The organism is Ancylobacter lacus (genome assembly GCF_018390635.1).
Taxonomy (GTDB): Bacteria; Pseudomonadota; Alphaproteobacteria; order Rhizobiales; family Xanthobacteraceae; genus Ancylobacter; species Ancylobacter lacus.
Genome location: NZ_JAHBGE010000034.1, coordinates 25,692 through 43,894 on the forward strand (window position 1 = coordinate 25,692; position 18,203 = coordinate 43,894).

Below are 18,203 nucleotides of genomic sequence, written 5' to 3' on the forward strand. Positions count from 1 at the left end.
CTTTTTGGGGGAGAGACAGGCATCCACTCCGTTTCGGGTGACCTTGCTCTTTGATCTGGATGAATGCTGTAAGGCAGAAGACCCTGGCAGATAGCGTGACGCTCAGCGGCGTCGGCGTTCACTCCGGCGCATTGTCTCAGCTTTCGGTTTCTCCCGCCCCTTCCGACACCGGCATCGTCTTCCACCGTTCCGATTCGAAGCAGTCCGTCCGCGCCGGCCGCTCCGCGGTGCGCGGCAGCGATCTCGCCACCGTGCTCCGCGACAAGAACGGCCCGGCCGTTTCCACGGTCGAGCATCTGATGGCCTCCTTCGCCGGCCTTGGCATCGACAACGCCCATGTCGAGATCGACGGGCCCGAGGTGCCGATCCTCGATGGTAGCGCCGATGTCTTCGTTTCGGCCTTCGAAAACGTCGGCCTGGTCGAGACCGACCGTGCCCGCCGCTATCTCAAGGTTCTGAAGCCGATCCGCATCGAGAACGGCCAGAGCTTCGGCGAGCTGCTGCCGTACGATGCCGGCCTGCGCATCGAGGTCGAGATCGATTTCGATCATGCCGCCATCGGCCGCCAGCGCTATGCCGCCACCCTGTCGCCGGACGTATTCCGGCGCGAGCTCGCCCCGGCCCGCACCTTCGGCTTCGTGGCCGATGTCGAGCGGCTCTGGCAGGCGGGCTACGCGCTGGGCGCCTCGCTCGAAAACACCATCTGCCTCGACGGCAACGGCGTGCTGAACGAGACCGGCCTGCGCTTCGCCGACGAGTTCGTTCGCCACAAGGCGCTGGACGCCGTGGGCGATCTTGCCATTGCCGGCCTGCCGCTCATGGGCCGCTACCGCTCCTATCGCGGCGGCCACAAGCTGAATTTCGCGGTGGTCGACGCGCTGCTCTCCGATCGCTCGGCCTATGAGATCGTGGAAGCCCGAGTGCCGGCGCGCCGCCCCCTTCATGGTCTTGCCGGTGTCGCCGTCGCGACCCCGGCCTACGCGCCGGACCTCTGATCCCTGCGTCACGAGCGTTGCGCCGCCGACACGCGGCGGGCGCATTGCCAGATGGCCGGGGGTCGCGTAACCCTCGCAGCCTCCGGCGCCTTATTCCGGTCGGAAAGCCTCTTTAGCCGCTGATCCTCGGGCCTTGCGACGGACGTCGTGCCTGCGTGCCGGCGAGAGCGGGCGTAACGGGACGAGCGCCACGCGGAATCGGGACACTTGCTGATGCGTCTTTTCACTCACCTGCACAGCCCACTCCGCACCGGCGATGTCGCGCCCGCGGGGCGTGGTCCCCTGCGGCTGGCAGCGCTGGTGCTGGTCGGCCTCTCGCTGGCCGGCTGTGCCGGGATGTTCGACAAGAAGGACGACGATCTCGTCATCTCCGACGAGCCCGCCGAGAAAATCTACAATGAAGGCCTGACCCTGTCGGCCAAGAACGACGACACCGAAGCCCTGAAGCGCTTCGAGGACGTCGACCGCCAGCACCCCTATTCCGAATGGGCGCGCAAGGCGCTCATCATGATCGCCTACATCAATTACACCCGCGGCCAGTACGACGAGTGCGTCTCGGCGGCGAAGCGCTATCTCGCGCTTCATCCCGGCACTGAGGATGCGGCCTACGCGCAGTATCTGATCGCGGCCTCCTATTTCGACCAGATTCCGGACATTTCGCGCGACCAGGCCCGTACCCAGCGCGCCATGGACGCGCTGGACGAGGTGGTTCGCAAATATCCCAACACCGAATATGCCGTCAGCGCCAAGAAGAAGCTGGAAGTCGCGCGCGACCAGCTCGCCGGCAAGGAAATGATGATCGGCCGCTACTACCTGGAGCAGCGCAACTACATCGGCGCCATCAACCGCTTCAAGGTCGTCGTCACCAAATACCAGACCACGCGGCATGTCGAGGAGGCGCTGTACCGCCTGACCGAGGCCTATATGTCGCTTGGCATCGTCAACGAGGCCCAGACCTCGGCCGCGGTTCTCGGCTATAATTTCCCGGACAGTTCCTGGTACAAGGACGCCTACAAGCTGGTTCAGTCGAAGGGGCTTGAGCCGGTCGAAAACAAGGAGTCCTGGATCAGCAAGGCATTCAAGAATCTCGGCCTTGGCTGATAGAAGGGTCTGGAACTCGGCCTGCCGGGGATTCGTTCTGGAGCTTCACCCATGCTCGCCGCCCTGTCGATCAGGGACATCGTCCTCATCGAACGGCTGGACCTCACCTTCCAGCCCGGCCTGACGGTGCTCACCGGCGAGACCGGCGCGGGCAAGTCGATCCTTCTCGATGCGTTCACGCTGGCGTTGGGCGGTCGGGGTGATGGCTCGCTGGTGCGCCAGGGCGCGAGCCAGGGCCAGGTGACTGCCGAATTCGACCTGCCGCCCGGCCATCCCGCGCTCGCAAGCCTCGACGAGGCCGGCATCGAGCTGGACGGGCCGCTGGTCCTGCGCCGTGTTCAGCATGCCGACGGGCGCACGCGGGCCTTCATCAACGACCAGCCCGTCGGGGCGCAGACCCTGAGGGCGCTGGGGCGGCGGCTGGTGGAGATTCACGGCCAGCACGACGACCGCGCGCTGGTCGACCCTGCCTCCCACCGCGCACTGCTGGACGCCTATGAGGGCCTTGGCCCGCTGGTGGCGGAGGTCGCGGCGCGCTTCCGCACCTTGCGCGCGCTCAGGCAGGAGGCCGGGGCGGAGCGGGCGCGGCTCGACGAGGCGGCCCGCGAGGCGGACTATATTCGCCATGCGGTAGAAGAACTTAAGGCGCTTTCGCCGGAGCCCGGCGAGGAAGGCCGGCTGGCCGAGCGGCGCGCCGAGATGATGCGCTACGAGAAGATCGCCACCGATCTGTCAGAGGCGCAGGAGGCGATTGCCGGCCATGCCTCCCCGGTGCCCGGGCTGGCCGCGGCGGTCCGGCGGCTGGAGCGGCGGGCGGGCGAGGCGGAGGCGATGGTGCGGCCGGCGGTGGAGGCGATCGACCTTGCCCTCAACGCCATCGAGCAGGCCCGGCTTCACCTCGAGGCGGCGCTCGCCAGCGCCGATTACGACCCCCGCGAGCTGGAGCGGATCGAGGAGCGGCTCTTCGCCCTGCGCGCCGCCGCGCGGAAATATATGTGCAGTGTCGAGCACTTGCCGGCGGTGGCGACCCGCTTCGCCGACCAGCTCGACGCGCTCGACCATGGCGCGGAGCGGTTGAGGGAGCTCGACGTGAAGGTCGCGGCGGCGGAGCGGGACTACCGCGCCGAGGCCGCGATTCTCTCGGCCCGCCGGCACGCCGCGGCCGCCGCGCTCGACGCGGCGGTGAACGCCGAGCTCGGCCCGCTGAAGCTGGAACGGGCCCGTTTCATAACGGATGTTCAGACCGATGAGGCGGATGGTCAGGCCGATGGGTATGATCGGATCGAGTTCTGGGTCCGCACCAATCCCGGCACCCGGCCGGGGCCGATGATGAAGGTCGCCTCGGGCGGCGAGCTCGCCCGCTTCCTGCTCGCCCTCAAGGTGGTGCTGGCGGACAAGGGCTCGGCGCCGACCCTCGTCTTCGACGAGATCGACACCGGCGTCGGCGGGGCGGTGGCGGATGCCATCGGGGCGCGGCTGGCGCGGCTCGGCCGCCGGGTGCAGGTGGTGGCGGTGACCCACGCCCCGCAGGTGGCGGCGCGGGCCGCGAGCCACTTCCGCATCGCCAAGGAAGCGCTGCCGGACCTCGACCAGGTCGCGACGCGGGTCGCCTCGCTTGCCCCGGAGAAGCGGCGGGAGGAGATCGCCCGCATGCTCTCGGGCGCCGAGGTCACCAGCGAGGCGCGGGCGGCGGCGGAGCGGCTGCTGAAGGGAGCGGCGACCGCGGAGTGATGCCGCGGTGCCGTGTCATGCGCCGGTGACCTTCGTCCCCCTCCTCCTTCTCCGTCCCGCGCCGGGCCGGCCTCCGGCGCCGACCGGTGCCGTCTGGCGCCGGTGTCCGGTTGCGGCCATAGTCGCCGCCCGCAGGCGCAGCTCCAGCTTCGGAACATCGACATGCCTTTCTCCGATGCCGCGGCCGGCCGGTCGCCGCCGCCTGGTGCGGCGATGAGCGCCCAGCCCCCCGCGGCCAATGCGGAGCTGCCGGCCCCGGCGGATCGGCCGCCGGCCGGCGCCGCGCCCGCGCCCGCGCCGGCGCCGGAACTCACCCTGGTCATTCCCACCTTCAACGAGGCCGGCAACATCGCGCCGCTGATCGCCCGGCTGCAGACGGCGCTGGCGGGGCTGCGCTGGGAGGCGATCTTCGTCGACGACAATTCGCCCGACGGCACCGCCGACGCCCTGCGCGAGGCGGGCCGGCGGGATTCCCGCATCCGCTGCATCCGGCGGATCGGCCGGCGCGGCCTCGCCGGGGCCTGCATCGAGGGCATATTGGCGGCACAGGCGCCGGTTGCGGCGGTGATGGACGCCGATCTCCAGCATGACGAGACCCTGCTGCCGCGCATGTTCGCCGCGATGGGCGACGGGGCGGACGTGGTGGTGGCGACCCGCTACGCGCCCGGTGGCGAGGCCTCCAGCTTCGGCGCCCTGCGCGGCTTCGGCAGCCGCTTCGCCAACGGGCTGGCCCACCGCCTGCTGGGGGTGCGCTCCAGCGACCCGATGAGCGGCTTCTTCATGCTGCGCCGCGAGCTGGTGGAGCGGCTGGCGCCGAAGCTCTCCAGCGAGGGGTTCAAGATCCTGCTGGACATCCTCGCCACCGCGGGCCGGGACGTGCGGGTGGAGGAGCTGACCTACACCTTTGGCGTGCGCCACAGCGGGGAGAGCAAGCTGCAGATGCGGGTGCTGGTGGATTTTGCCGGGCTTATCCTCGCCAAGGCCACCGGCGGCGCGGTCTCGCTGCGCTTCCTCTCCTTCGCCGCCGTGGGTGCGCTTGGCCTCGGGGTCCACCTTCTGGCGCTGCGGCTCGGCCTCGGATTCGGCGCCCGCTTCGAGGTGGCTCAGGCCGTGGCGACGCTGGTCGCGATGACCTTCAACTTCTTCCTGAACAACGCCACCACCTACCGTGACCGCCGGCTCCGGGGCTGGGCGATCCTGCCGGGTCTCGCGGGCTTCTATGCCATTTGCGGGCTGGGGGCGGCGGCCAATGTCGGCGTTGCCGGCTGGATGTTCTACCAGACCTCGCGCTGGTGGGTCGCCGGCGTCGCCGGCGCCTGTATCGGCGCGGTGTGGAATTACGGGGTCAGCAAGGCGCTGGTCTGGAGGGAGCCGTCGTGAGCGCCACGTCTGCCGTTGAGTCCGCCGCCGTGCCCTCGCCCGGCACGGCGGCGCCGGACCCGCTGTTCGGCGCCAGCAACGCGGCCGCACTGGCGCTGATCGCAGCCCTTCTGCTGCTCCGGCTGGTGCTGGCGGCCGGGATGCCGCTGGTGCCGGACGAGGCCTATTATGCCCTGTGGGCGACGAGCCTCTCGCCGGGCTATCTCGACCATCCCCCGATGATCGCGGTGTTCATCCGGCTGGGGCAGATGCTGGCCGGGGATACCCCGTTCGGGGTGCGGCTGGTCACGATCCTGGCGGTGGTGCCGGCCAGCGCCTGCATCTGGCGGGCCGCCGGCCTGCTGCTGGAGGACCGCCGCGCCGGGCCGCTGGCCGCGGTGCTGTTCAACGTCACCATTTTCGGCTTCCTCGGCATGACGCTGGCGACGCCGGACGCGCCGCTGGCGGTGTTCTCCGCCGCCATGGTGTATTGCGCCGCGCGGCTGGCGCGGGCGCCCGGCCCCGGCTGGTGGCTGGCCATGGGGCTCGCCACCGGGCTGGCGCTGGAGGCCAAATATTCCGCCGCCATGCTGGCGGGCGGCTTCGCGCTCGGCGTGCTGGCGCTGCCGGGGCTGCGGCGGGAGCTGCTGCGGCCGTGGCCGTGGCTGGCGCTCGCCCTCGCCCTGCTGGTGTTCCTGCCCAATCTCGCCTGGAACCAGATGCATGGCTGGGAAACCTTCACCAAGCAGGGCGGCCGGGTGACGGCCCACGCGCTGCTGCGGCCGCGCTTTCTCGGCGAGCTGGTGGCGGTGCAGGTGGCGCTGGCGACGCCGCTGGTGTTCCTGTTCGGGGTGGCCGGGCTGCTGCCGCGCGCGGCGCGGCAGTTCCGCCCCGGGCCCGGGCGGGCGCTGCTGCTGTTCATGCTGCTGGTGCCGCTCGCCTATTTTGCCGTCCATGCGCTGCGCAGCCGGGTGGAGGGCAACTGGCTCGGCTTCCTCTATCCTCTCCTCGCCATCGCCGCCGCGGCAGGGCTGCTGTCGCTGTCGGGCACGGCGAACCTGCATCTGCGCCGGATGCGCCGGCTCGCCGTGCCGGTGGCGCTCGGCCTCGTGCTGGGGCTCGCGGCCTATGCGCTGGTCCGTCCGCCCGCCGCCGCGCCGCTGCGCGACCCGGTGGTGCGGATGACGCAGGGCTGGCCCGCCTTCGCCATCAAGATCGACGCCCGCCGCCGCGAGGCCGGGGCGGGGCTGCTGCTCACCGACAATTACCAGCTCGCCGCCATGCTGCGCCGGGAGCTGCCGGGGGTGCGGGTGGCGCAGTACAATGAGCGCGCGCGCTACCGCTTCCTCGACGAGCCCGACCCGCTCGCGACGGCCGGTCCGGCCCTGGTGGTGGCCGCCAATCGCAGCGAGGACGAGCTGCGCGCCGCGCTCGGTCCGCTGGCCCCGCTCGGCACGGTGTCACGCCGGTTCGATGAGGTGGAGCTTGCCACGGTGCGGCTTTACCGGGTGGAGCTGCCGCCCGTGCCCGCGCCGGGTGGATGACGCCGCGCCGGGCGGCGGCGGGTCTTGAGCCCTTCGCGGTTTTCTGGGAAGGGATGCCGCCCGCGATGCCCCGCCGGGACCCGCAAGGGGCCGGCGCCGTTGTCCGGGGCACCTTCTCAGTCGGAAGCGGTGAGCGCCATGTCCGCAGATTCCACGCCCACGCCCACGCCCACGCCGTCCGCCGCTTCCGCGCCCGCGGCGTCGGATGCCGTCGTGCCGGCCGTCGCCGTGCCGGAGGATGTGGCGGCGCTGACCGCGGACGAGGCCGCCCGCGAGCATGCAAGGCTGGGCGACGAGATCGCCGGCCATGACCGGCGCTATTATCAGGACGACGCCCCCACCGTCTCCGACGCTGAGTATGACGCACTGCGGCGGCGCTACGAGGCGATCGAGGCGCAGTTCCCCGAGCTGCGCGGCATGGACAGCCTGTCGAACCGGGTGGGTGCCGCGCCTTCCGTCAAATTCGCCAAGATCCGCCACGCCGTGCCGATGCTCTCGCTCGGCAACGCCTTCGCCGATGAGGATGTCGAGGAGTTCGTCGCCCGCGTCCGCCGCTTCCTCGGCCTGCCGGCTGATGCCGAGGTGGCGATCACCGCCGAGCCGAAGATCGACGGGCTGTCCTGCTCGCTGCGCTACGAGGAGGGCCGGCTGGTGAGCGCCGCCACCCGGGGCGACGGCTTCGAGGGCGAGGACGTCACCGCCAATGTCCGCACCATCGCCGACATACCCGAGCGGCTGACGCAGCCCGACGTGCCGCCGGTGATGGAGGTGCGTGGCGAGGTCTATATGAGCCACGCCGCCTTCGCCGCCCTCAATGCGCGGCAGCAGGAGGCGGGCCGCCCGCTCTTCGCCAACCCGCGCAACGCGGCGGCCGGCAGCCTGCGCCAGCTCGACCCGAAGATCACCGCCAGCCGCCCGCTGCGCTTCTTCGCCTATGCCTGGGGCGAGGTGACGCCCGGCGGCCTGCCCGCCGACACCCAGCACGGCGTCATCGCCGCCTTCCGGCGCTGGGGCCTGCCGGTGAACGAGCGCACCGTGCTCTGCCGCTCCGCCAGCGAGCTGCTGGCGCATTACCGCGGCATCGGCGCCGACCGCGCCGCGCTGGGCTACGACATCGACGGCGTCGTCTACAAGGTCGACAGCCTCGCGCAGCAGGGCGAGCTCGGCTTCGTCTCGCGCTCGCCGCGCTGGGCGATCGCGCACAAGTTTCCCGCCGAGCGGGCGGTGACGCAGCTCCTCGACATCGACATCCAGGTCGGCCGCACCGGGGCGCTGACCCCGGTCGCCAAGCTCGCCCCGATCACGGTGGGCGGGGTGGTGGTGGCGAACGCCTCGCTGCACAACGAGGACTACATCGCCGGGCTGAACAGCAGCGGCGCCCGCTTCCGCGCCACCGACATCCGCATCGGCGACTGGGTGAGCATCCAGCGCGCCGGCGACGTCATCCCCCAGGTGGTCGACGTGGTGCTGGAGCGCCGGCCGCCGGAGGCGGTGGCCTACGCCTTCCCCACGCTGTGCCCGGCCTGCGGCTCCCACGCCGTGCGGGAGGAGGGCGAATCGGTGCGCCGCTGCACCGGCGGGCTGGTGTGCCCGGCGCAGGCGGTGGAGCGCATCCGCCACTTCGTCTCCCGCGACGCCTTCGACATCGAGGGGCTGGGCGACGAGAACGTGCAGCTCCTGTTCGAGGCGGGCCTGCTGCGCGCGCCGGCCGATATCTTCCGCCTGCACCGGCGCGGGGAGGAGGTGCGCCGCGCCTTCCTCGCCGCCCGCGAGGAGCGCGCCCGGCTGCGCGAGATCGAGAGCGGGCAGGCCCGCAAGAAGGTGCTGGCGGAGGAGGAGCGCCAGTTCATCGGCGTCGACAACCTTTTCGCCTCGATCGAGAGCCGGCGGCAGGTGGGCCTCGCCCGGTTCGTCTACGCGCTCGGCATCCGCCATGTCGGCGAGGTGACCTCGAAATCGCTGGCCAGGGCCTATCGCAGCGTGGACGCCCTGCTGGCCGCGCTCGACGCCGCCGCCGCCTCCCGCCCCGGCGAGGGCTGGCAGCGGCTGGAGACGGTGCCGAATGTGGGCGAGAAAAGCTGGGCCCGGCTGATGGAGGCACTCGACGAGGTCGATGCCGCGGCGCTGGAGCCGGAGGCGGCGGTGCGCGAGGTGTTCACTCGCGCCGGGATGACGGGCGCGAAGTGGAAGTCGATGCGCGAGGCCTATGGCGACGAGCGCGGCATCGTCGCCGGCCTGCTGCAGGCCCGCCGCGACCGGCCGGGGCCGGCCTTCGACGCGCTGGCGGCGCTGCCCGATGTCGGGCCGGTGGCGGCGGAATCGCTGTGCGAATTCCACGCCGAGGACCACAACCGCGCGCTGCTGCGCGACCTGCTGGAGGAGGTGAGCGTCGAGCCGGTGGAGACCGCCGCCGTGCCGGCCTCCTCCGTCTTCACCGGCAAGACGGTGGTGTTCACCGGGGCGCTGGAGAAGATGACGCGGGACGGCGCCAAGGCCATGGCCGAGCGGCTCGGCGCCAAGGTGGCGGGCTCGGTGTCGAAGAAGACCGATTTCGTCGTGGCCGGCGCCGATGCCGGCTCCAAGCTCGCCAAGGCGCGGGAGCTGGGGGTCGCGGTGCTGACCGAGGCGGAGTGGCTGGAGCGCGCCGGCGGCTGAGGCGCCACAAGAAAAATCCCCGGAGCGGGCCGCTCCGGGGATGATTCGTCACAAAGGCGGCGCGGGCGTCAGAGCCGGCCGGTCAGCATCATCACGATCAGCACGATCAGCAGAATGGTGACGATCCCGCTCGGGCCATAGCCCCAGTTCCGGCTGTAGCCCCAGCTCGGCAGCGCCCCCACCAGGATCAGCACGAGAATGATGAGAAGAATCGTGGTCATCGGCAGCCCTCCAGTCCCAGCTTGCTTGCTGGCGAGGTAACGCGACACGCAGGCCTTGGTTCCTGCCGCCGCTCACGACGAACGGTTCGCTGCGCCGCGGGCGCGCTATTTCGGAAGGCGAGGGGAGTGGGGCCGGCCGGCGCCGCTCACAGCGGGGCGGTGGCCGCCTCCAGCCAGAGGCGCGTCGCCGCGTCCGTCTCCACCAGCGGGCCGATCTCGGCGCGGACTCGTGCGTGATAGGCGTCGATCTGGGCCCGTTCCTCCGAGGTGAGAAGGGCGATCTCGATCAGCGCCCGCTCGAACGGGGCGAGAGTCAGGGTGTCGAAGCCGAGCAGCGCGCGCTCGGCGCCTTCCACCTGCCGTTCCGCCACGAGCTGGAGATTCTCGATGCGGATGCCGAAGGCGCCGGTCTTGTAGTAGCCCGGCTCGTTGGAGAGCACCATGCCGGCCTGAAGCGGCACCGTGCCGACTTTGGAGATGCGCGCCGGCCCCTCATGGACCGAGAGATAGGCGCCGACGCCATGGCCGGTGCCGTGCTCGAAATCGAGCCCCGCCGCCCAGAGATACTGCCGGGCGAAGGGGTCGATCTGCGCGCCGGAGGTGCCGCGCGGAAACACCGCCCGGGCGATGGCGAGGTTGCCCTTCAGCACCCGGGTGAAGCGGTCGCGCATCTCCGCCGTGGGCGTGCCGACCGCCAGCGTGCGGGTGACGTCGGTGGTGCCGTCCTCGTATTGCGCGCCGGAATCGATGAGGAACAGCTCGCCCGGGCTGATGGCGCGGTTGGTGGCGAAGCTCACCCGGTAATGCACGATGGCGCCGTTGGGGCCGGCCCCGGCGATGGTGGGAAAGGACACGTCCTTCAGCGCCCCGGTGTCGCGGCGGAAGCTTTCCAGCGCGCAGACGGCGGCGATCTCCGTCAGCGCGCCCTTCGGCGCCTCGGTGGCGAACCAGGCGAGGAAGCGGGCGAGGGCGGCGCCGTCGCGGCGATGGGCGGCGTGCATGCCGGCGATCTCGGCGGCATTCTTGGTCGCCTGCATCAGGGCCGCCGGGCTGGGCCCCTTCGAGACCTTGCCGCCGGCAGCCTCGATGCGGGCGGCGACATGGGCCGGGCAGGTGGCCTGGTCGAGCCGCACCGTGGCGCCGGACGAGGCCAGCAGCGCCAGCGCGTCGTCGAAATAGACCGGCTCCAGCAGCTCGGCATGGATGGCGAGTTCGCGGCGCACCTCGGGCTGCAGCTTGCGGCCGTCGAGCAGCAGGGTCGGGCGGCCCTCCGCCGGCAGGATGGCCCAGCCCAGCGGCAGCGGCGTGAAGGAGACGTCGCCGCCGCGGATGTTGAACGCCCACGCCATGGTGTGGGGATCGGAGATGACGAGGGCGTCGAGCTTTTCCGCCTTCAGCGCGGCGCGCAGCCGTTCCAGCCGGTCGGCCGTCGCCTCCCCGGCGAGGGCGGGGTCGCGCAGCGTCACCGGGGCGGTCGGCTCGGGCGGGCGGTCCAGCCACACCGCATCCACCGGGTTGTAGTCGGTCGCGATCAGCGTGCCGCCGGCCGAGGCCACCGCCTGGCGCAGCCTCTCCAGCCCGTCCAGCGTGAGCAGCCACGGGTCATAGGCGAAGCGGGCGCCGGCGGGCAGGTGGGCCTGCAGCCATTTTTCCGGCGTCACCTCGAAGGAGGGAACCACCGCGAACGAGGCGGTGTCGACCTGCGCGGCGGCCTGCAGGGTATAGCGGCCATCGACGAAGATCGCGGCCTCCTCCGCCAGCACCACCGCGACGCCGGCCGAGCCGGTGAAGCCGGTGAGCCAGGCGAGCCGTTCCGCGCAGGGCGGCACATATTCGTTCTGGTGCGCGTCGGCCCGGGGCACGATGAAGCCGTCGAGCTGGCGGCGGGCCAGCTCTGCCCGCAGCAGGGCGAGGTGGCGGGTGCCCTGCTCGGGGGCGGCGGCGTCGGTGAAGGTCTGGAATCTGGCGTCGAACATGGGGCGCGAGCCTAGAAGCCCGCTGCTCCGGCCGCAATGGTGCCGATGGTCAGGCCGGCTTCAATGCTCAGGCAAGGCTTCAAAGCTCAGGCACGGCTTCCCATGCTCACGAACGGGCGGCGAGCCCGCGTCCGGCGTCGTAGAGCGACTTCGCGCCGAAGGCGATGAACATCACCCCGACGCAGCGGGTGACGATGCCGCCATGGCGCAGGAAGAAGCGCCGCACCGGGGCGAGGCCCGCCATCCACACCAGCAGGATGTCCGCCGCGACGAAGCCCGCCAGCGCCGCCGCCAGCAGCATCGGCGCCGCATCCCACGACAGGCCGGAGGCATAGCGGGCGGTGAGGGCGGTGAACATCGCCACCGAGACCGGGTAGGCCTTGGGATTGGTGAGGCCGAACAGAACGCCGGTGGCGAGCGGGCGGGCCGAGCCGACCGGGGTCGCCGTGCCGCCCCGGCTGAACAGCGCCTTGGCGCCGAGCCAGAGCAGATAAAGCCCGCAGAACAGCCCCAGCAGGTCGAACAGCAGCGGGCCGAGCTGGTTCACCCCGATGATCGCGGCGAAGGCAAGCGCCGTCCAGAACAGGTCGCCGACCAGATGCCCGCTCACGAAGCGGGCGCCGGCCGGGCGGCCGTGGGTCGCGGCCAGCGAGAACAGCGCGAGAAAGGCGGGGCCGGGCGAGAGCACGTAAAGCGCGCCGGCGAGCGCGGTCATGGCGAAGAGCCCGGTGGACATGTCACATTTCCGCAAGCAGGAGGGAGCGCGCGCCGGAACGGCTGGACGCCGCGCGGTGAATGCCGCAGCATTCTATGCGTGGGGCGGTTCCGTCAATTCGGGACTGCGGGGCGGGATGAGCGACGATGAGGAGAGCGGTCGCCGGTGTTCTCGCCTGCCTGTGGCTGGTGCTTCCCGGTCTGGCCATTCCAGCCCACGCCCAGCAGGCGGTTTTGCGGGTGGGAACGTTCCTCGACAACCAGCCCTGGGCCTTTCGCGATCGCGGTGGCGAGGTCGTCGGCTTCGAGGCCGACATGATCAGGCGCATCGCCCGCGACCTCGGGATGACGCCCCAATTCGTGGCGAAGCCGTTCAAGGCGCTGCTGCCGGGGCTGGCGGCGGGCGAGTTCGACATCGTCGCCTGCTCGGTGACGATCACGGCGGCGCGCCAGCGCGACTTCGATTTCACCCAGCCCTATTACGATTCCGCCGAAGGCGTGGCGGTGCTCAAGACCGCGGGCATCCACAGCCTGATGGGGCTGCGCGGGCGCGTGGTGGCGGTGACGCCGGGCACCACCAACGAGGCGTGGCTGCGGCAGAATGCGAGCCGCTACGGCTTCGCCGGAACGGTCGAGGCCAACGGGGTCGCCGACGCGCTGGACGATCTCTCGCGGGGCGTGGCGGACGCCTATTTCGGCGACCTGCCGGCGCTGCTTTACGCCCTGCTCAAGCGGCCGGAACTGGCCGTGATCGCGCGGACCGAAACCGGTGACCGCTACGGCATGGTGCTCGCCAAGGGATCGCCGCTGACCGGGCCGGTCGACCGGACAATCGGCCTCATGAAGGAAGACGGCACGCTGGAGGCGATCCACGAGCGCTGGTTCGGCCAGCCACCGGACCCGGCATCCTCCACCCGGCGGGTCATGCCCCGCTTCTGAGCCGCGGCGTGCCGCCTCCCGCGCCGCCGCCGCGCGAGGCCGGCCAATGCCGCCGCCCTCGCCAAACGACCATGCCGATGCCATTTTGTTCGCGTCAGAATCGGCGCGCGCCTGCGGGCGCGACCGGCACATCCCCGAGCGAGAACCGAGCGAACCTTTGGCCGAACCCGTCAAGCAGCCCCACTCCGCACTTCCCGACGCGCCCTCCGGCGTGGGCGACGACGTGCGGGCGGGCCACGTGCCCCGCGCCGGCGGCATCGCCGAGCGCGCCCGCGCCATGGCCGGCCCCCGCCGCGCCCCGGGCGGGGCCTATCTCGCCGGGCTGAACCCGGAGCAGCGCGAGGCGGTGGAGACGGTCGAAGGCCCGCTGCTGGTGCTGGCCGGCGCCGGCACCGGCAAGACGCGCGTGCTCACCACCCGCATCGCCCACATCCTGCATCTCGGCCTCGCCTGGCCCTCGCAGATCCTCGCGGTGACCTTCACCAACAAGGCCGCGCGCGAAATGAAGGAGCGCATCGCCGGCATGGTCGGCGAGGAGGTGGAGGGCATGCCCTGGCTCGGCACCTTCCACTCGATCGGGGTGCGCATGCTGCGCCGCCACGCCGAGCTGGTGGGGCTGAAGTCCGGCTTCACCATTCTCGACACCGACGACCAGATACGCCTGCTGAAGCAGCTTCTGCAGGCCGAGCAGATCGACGAGAAGCGCTGGCCGGCCCGGCTCTTGGCCAACACCATCGACGGCTGGAAGAATCGCGGCCTCGCCCCGGAGGCGGTGCCGGCGGGCGAGGGCGCGACCTTCGCCAATGGCCGCGGCAAGGCGCTCTACGCCGCCTATCAGGCCCGGCTGAAGGCGCTGAACGCCGCCGATTTCGGCGACCTGCTGCTGGAGGGCATCCGCCTGCTGCGGGAGAACCCGGACGTGCTGGCGGAGTATCACCGCCGCTTCCGCTACATCCTCGTCGACGAATACCAGGACACAAACGTCGCGCAGTATCTGTGGCTGCGGCTGCTGGCGCAGGGCTCGCACAATGTGTGCTGCGTCGGCGACGACGACCAGTCGATCTATGGCTGGCGCGGCGCCGAGGTGGACAACATCCTGCGGTTCGAGAGCGATTTTCCCGGCGCGAAGGTGATCCGGCTGGAGCGCAACTACCGCTCCACCGGGCACATTCTCGGCGCCGCCGGCCATCTCATCGCCCATAATGAGGGGCGCCTTGGCAAGACCCTGTTCTCCGAGGGCGTCGCCGGCGAGAAGGTGACGGTGACCGGCGCCTGGGACAGCCAGGAGGAGGCCCGCGCCATCGGCGAGGAGATCGAGCAGCTCCAGCACCACGGCCACCCGCTCAACCAGGTCGCCATCCTGATGCGCGCCTCGTTCCAGATGCGCGAGTTCGAGGAGCGCTTCGTCACGCTCGGCCTCAGCTACCGCGTCATCGGCGGCCCGCGCTTCTACGAGCGGGCGGAGATCCGCGACGCGCTGGCCTATCTGCGCTGCATCTCCCAGCCCGCCGACGACCTCGCCTTCGAGCGCATCGTCAACGTGCCCAAGCGCGGCCTCGGCGATGCCGCGCTGCGCCAGATCCACGACCATGCCCGGGCGCTCGGCCTGCCGCTGCAGGAAGCCGCCCGCCAGCTCGCCCAGGGCGATGCGCTGAAGCCCAAGGTGCGGCTCGCCCTGCGCGAGCTGGTGCAGTCCTTCGAGCGCTGGCGCGGCCAGATGAACGGCATGGCGCAGAGCCAGCTCGCCGAGATCGTGCTGGATGAGAGCGGCTACACCGAGATGTGGCAGAAGGACCGCTCCGCCGATGCCGCCGGCCGGCTCGACAACCTCAAGGAACTCGTGCGCTCGATGGAGCCGTTCGAGAACCTCACCGGCTTCCTGGAGCATGTCGCGCTGGTGATGGACGCCGAAGGCGGCGCCGGCAGCGACGCGGTCAGCCTGATGACGCTGCATTCGGCCAAGGGGCTGGAATTCGACACGGTGTTCCTGCCGGGCTGGGAGGAGGGGCTGTTTCCCCACCAGCGCGCGCTGGACGAGCAGGGCCGCGCCGGGCTGGAGGAGGAGCGTCGCCTCGCCTATGTCGGCCTCACCCGCGCCCGTTTCCGCGCCAAGGTGTTCTTCGCCTCCAACCGCCGCATCCACGGCATGTGGCAGTCCAGCGTGCCGAGCCGCTTCCTCGACGAACTGCCCGACGGCCATGTCGAGGTCACCGAATCGCGCGGCGGCCAGGGCTGGGGCGGCGGCCAGGCCGGGCGCTACGGTTACGGCCCCAGCCGCTTCGACAGCGCCGGCACCTTCGGCTCGTCCTATTCCACCCCGGGCTGGCAGCGGGCGCAGGCGGCGCGGTCCGGCTCGTCCGGCGGCGGCTCGCCGGGCGGCTCCGGCCGGGGCGGCGGCTTCTCCGAGCCGGCCGGCCGTTATGCCCCCACGCGCGGCGGCGGCCCGGTCATCGAGGGCCAGCTCATCGCCAAGTCCACCGGCGCGCCGTCCCCCTTCCGGCAGGGCGAGCGGGTGTTCCACCAGAAGTTCGGCTATGGCGAGGTGATGGCGGTGGAAGGCAACAAGCTCACCGTGCAGTTCGACAAGGCCGGCGAGAAGCACGTGCTGGACAGTTTCCTGCAGGCGACGTGATCCTTTGCTGGGGATAAATGCAGGAACGTGCATGGGGAACGTCATTGGCTTGCGACAAGGACTTGGGGCCTGTTAGCAGCTGATTGCCCGTCAGCGGCTCTTGCCACGACCCTGTTGCGCTGCGCCAACGGTATGCATCAGCTGACGATATGTCCGATGCAGGCCGGTGATTCATGATCCCAAGAAGGACCTTGGCGCGGGTCTGGTGCGGGCCATCTACAAGGCGGCCGGCTGGGCAGTGGACGAAGCGGAACCTGCATGACGCACTACATCGCCATCGTCGAAGATGCCGGCCCCACGACAGCGGCGGGGGCGTGGTTTCCTGACCTGCCGGGCTGCTTTTCCGCTGGAGACGATCTCGACGAGGCGTTGCGCAATGCGGCGGAAGCGGTCGCCCTTTCGCCGATGCGCTCGCGGCGGAGGGCCGTACATTGCCGCCACCCCGCAGCCTTGCCACGCTGCGGGACGACCCAGATGTCACCGCCGATCTGCGCAACCACCTCGTGGCGCTCGTCCCATTCGAAGCCCGACGGCCTGCCCTCGTCGAATGACACGGCCATGGTGAGGCTGGCATTCTGCGGCGTGCTTGCGTAAACCAGCGCGCCATCCTGTTTTCACCCAAGGTCGCCATGCTTGAAGGTCTGCCGCCCAATGGCGCATCGCACATGATGCGCGTCGACGCGCCGGAGCCGGAGGCGCGCGCCATTGCCGAGTTTCTGGGCGAGACCTTCGATCCCGCCGAGGTCGCCACCTCCGCTTTCGAGATCGAGGACCGGGCCGAGGGGTCGGGCTGGGCGGTGGAGGTGTATTTCGGCGAGCCGCCGGACGAGGACGAGGTGCGCGAGCTGGTGGCGCTGGTTTCGCCGGCCGCGGCCGCGGCGGCGGTGTTCTCCACGCTGGAGAAGAAGGACTGGGTCAGCGCCTCGCTGGAGGGGCTCGCCCCGGTGCGGATCGGCCGCTTCGTCGTCCACGGCGCGCATGACCGCGACAGCGTCGGCCCGAGCGCGATCGGCATCGAGATCGAGGCCGCGCTGGCCTTCGGCACCGGCCACCACGGCACGACCCAGGGTTGCCTCGCCGCGATCGACTCCATCGGCAAGCGCAGTCGGCCGGCCCGCACGCTGGATGTCGGCACCGGCACCGGCGTGCTGGCCATGGCGGCGGCGCGGCTGTTCCACCGCCCGGTGCTGGCGAGCGACATCGACAAGGTCGCGGTGACGACCGCGCGGGCCAATGCGCGCGCCAACAAGGCTGCGCCGGAAATCCGCTTCCTCCATGCGCCCGGGCTGGGCGCGGGGCCGTTCCGCGCCGGGGCGCCGTTCGACCTCATCCTCGCCAACATCCTGCTGGCGCCGCTGAAGGGGCTGGCCAAGCCGATGCGGCCGCTGCTGGCGCGGGAGGGGCGCGTTGTGCTTTCCGGGCTGCTGGACAGCCATGCCAACGCGGCGCTGGCGGCCTATCGCGCGCAGGGGCTGCGCCTCGTTCGGCGGCGAAGCATCGCCGGCTGGACCACGCTGGAACTCGCCGCCCGCGTCCACCGACCCAAGGCGCCGCAGGCCCGGCGCTGAGGCCGGGCGGGGGGCGGGCAGCCGCACAAGGCAAATGCCGCCTCTGACGTCAGCCGGCGGGTTGCCGGCGGCTGGGCATGGCCCGTGAGGCCGGCGGCGGGCCGCAGCCCGGCGCCGCGGGGTCAGGCTCCCCGATTCAGGAAAGCCTTACCGGCATGTCGACGCGGCGGCCGAGGCCATCCGGTTCGGGCAGGGCGCCATGGGCCGCCCGCATCAGCGCCAGCCGCTCCAGCACCTCGTCGGGAAACGGGGTCGACCGGCGGGAGACGGCATCCACATGGGTCGCCATCTGCTCGCGTGTCGCGGCGGTCCAGCCCTCGCGGGCATGGTGCAGCTCCTGGAACAGGTGCACGCGACGCTCGTCATAATTGATGAGCCGCAGCGTGACGCGCACCTCGTGCCCGGCGCGCAGCTCGCGCAGGAAACGCTGGTGCGATTCCGTGGTCTGGAAGCCGGTGGTGCGCGGACGCGGATCGAGCGCGGCGAGGCCGACGAGGAATACCGCCTCGTCCACCGCACGGTCGAACAGCAGCCCGTGACTGGCCGCACTGAGAAACCCGTTATAGTCCACCCAGCTCGCTTCGACCGTCATAACGGACGAGACAAAGGGGGCAAAAAACACGGGTTCAAAATCGATCCCGTCCAGCATGACGCGACCCCGCTGATTTTGCCGGAGATGGTATTGCCTTATTCAGAAGCACTCTGCCGTTTTGACAAGCAATCGTCTCCCAGAATGGCAGCAAAAGAAAGCCTAGAATTACGCAAAAA

General features: G+C 70.9%; 14 protein-coding genes. 10 read left to right on the top strand and 4 right to left on the bottom strand.

Going from position 1 to position 18,203, the window contains the following annotated elements:
- Positions 1 to 59: 59 nt before the first annotated feature.
- From lpxC to ligA, 6 genes are all read left to right on the top strand, one after another.
- Positions 60 to 995 carry a UDP-3-O-acyl-N-acetylglucosamine deacetylase gene (gene lpxC / locus KHC27_RS06470; RefSeq protein ID WP_213336501.1) on the top strand — a complete coding sequence of 312 codons (936 nt, stop codon included), beginning with the start codon at positions 60 to 62 and terminating at the stop codon, positions 993 to 995.
- A gap of 213 nt (positions 996 to 1,208) precedes the next feature.
- Positions 1,209 to 2,096, top strand: a complete 888-nt coding sequence (locus KHC27_RS06475; protein WP_213336504.1) for an outer membrane protein assembly factor BamD — start codon at positions 1,209 to 1,211, stop codon at positions 2,094 to 2,096.
- A gap of 51 nt (positions 2,097 to 2,147) precedes the next feature.
- A complete protein-coding gene (gene recN / locus KHC27_RS06480; RefSeq protein WP_213336507.1) occupies positions 2,148 to 3,827 on the top strand; it encodes a DNA repair protein RecN in 1,680 nt (559 codons plus the stop codon).
- 213 nt (positions 3,828 to 4,040) lie between these two features.
- Positions 4,041 to 5,207 carry a glycosyltransferase gene (locus KHC27_RS06485; RefSeq protein WP_213336510.1) on the top strand — a complete coding sequence of 389 codons (1,167 nt, stop codon included), beginning with the start codon at positions 4,041 to 4,043 and terminating at the stop codon, positions 5,205 to 5,207.
- Positions 5,204 to 6,730, top strand: coding sequence for a glycosyltransferase family 39 protein (locus KHC27_RS06490; protein WP_343210843.1), 1,527 nt, complete (start codon positions 5,204 to 5,206; stop codon positions 6,728 to 6,730). The genes KHC27_RS06485 and KHC27_RS06490 overlap by 4 nt, the downstream gene beginning before the upstream one ends.
- A gap of 213 nt (positions 6,731 to 6,943) precedes the next feature.
- Entirely contained in the window at positions 6,944 to 9,385 is a 2,442-nt protein-coding gene (ligA, locus tag KHC27_RS06495) for an NAD-dependent DNA ligase LigA (protein WP_425514863.1), read from the top strand.
- Positions 9,386 to 9,453: 68 nt separating this feature from the next.
- Here the strand turns inward: ligA and KHC27_RS06500 are convergent, their stop codons facing one another.
- From KHC27_RS06500 to KHC27_RS06510, 3 genes are all read right to left on the bottom strand, one after another.
- On the bottom strand, positions 9,454 to 9,606 hold the full coding sequence (locus KHC27_RS06500; protein ID WP_213336516.1) for a DUF3309 domain-containing protein: 153 nt from the start codon (positions 9,604 to 9,606) through the stop codon (positions 9,454 to 9,456).
- Positions 9,607 to 9,752: 146 nt separating this feature from the next.
- Positions 9,753 to 11,582 carry an aminopeptidase P family protein gene (locus tag KHC27_RS06505; protein WP_213336519.1) on the bottom strand — a complete coding sequence of 610 codons (1,830 nt, stop codon included), beginning with the start codon at positions 11,580 to 11,582 and terminating at the stop codon, positions 9,753 to 9,755.
- Positions 11,583 to 11,688: 106 nt separating this feature from the next.
- The gene (locus KHC27_RS06510; protein WP_213336522.1) at positions 11,689 to 12,318 is read right to left on the bottom strand and encodes a LysE family translocator; all 630 of its coding nucleotides are present in this window, start codon (positions 12,316 to 12,318) and stop codon (positions 11,689 to 11,691) included.
- Positions 12,319 to 12,443: 125 nt separating this feature from the next.
- On the opposite strand from KHC27_RS06510, the gene KHC27_RS06515 reads away from it, so the two are divergent.
- The 4 genes from KHC27_RS06515 (at position 12,444) to KHC27_RS06530 (ending at position 17,435) form a co-directional block, all read left to right on the top strand.
- Positions 12,444 to 13,235 (top strand): ABC transporter substrate-binding protein, encoded by a 792-nt coding sequence (locus KHC27_RS06515; RefSeq protein WP_213336524.1) that lies wholly within the window; start codon positions 12,444 to 12,446, stop codon positions 13,233 to 13,235.
- A 211-nt stretch (positions 13,236 to 13,446) separates the two neighbouring features.
- A complete protein-coding gene (locus KHC27_RS06520) occupies positions 13,447 to 15,867 on the top strand; it encodes an ATP-dependent helicase (protein WP_343210847.1) in 2,421 nt (806 codons plus the stop codon).
- A gap of 258 nt (positions 15,868 to 16,125) precedes the next feature.
- Positions 16,126 to 16,461 carry a type II toxin-antitoxin system HicB family antitoxin gene (locus tag KHC27_RS06525; RefSeq protein ID WP_343210844.1) on the top strand — a complete coding sequence of 112 codons (336 nt, stop codon included), beginning with the start codon at positions 16,126 to 16,128 and terminating at the stop codon, positions 16,459 to 16,461.
- A 35-nt stretch (positions 16,462 to 16,496) separates the two neighbouring features.
- Positions 16,497 to 17,435 carry a 50S ribosomal protein L11 methyltransferase gene (locus tag KHC27_RS06530; protein ID WP_213336527.1) on the top strand — a complete coding sequence of 313 codons (939 nt, stop codon included), beginning with the start codon at positions 16,497 to 16,499 and terminating at the stop codon, positions 17,433 to 17,435.
- A 136-nt stretch (positions 17,436 to 17,571) separates the two neighbouring features.
- Here KHC27_RS06530 and KHC27_RS06535 read toward each other — a convergent pair whose 3' ends face one another.
- Positions 17,572 to 18,027, bottom strand: coding sequence for a thioesterase family protein (locus KHC27_RS06535; RefSeq protein WP_343210845.1), 456 nt, complete (start codon positions 18,025 to 18,027; stop codon positions 17,572 to 17,574).
- Between the last annotated feature and the right edge of the window lie 176 nt (positions 18,028 to 18,203).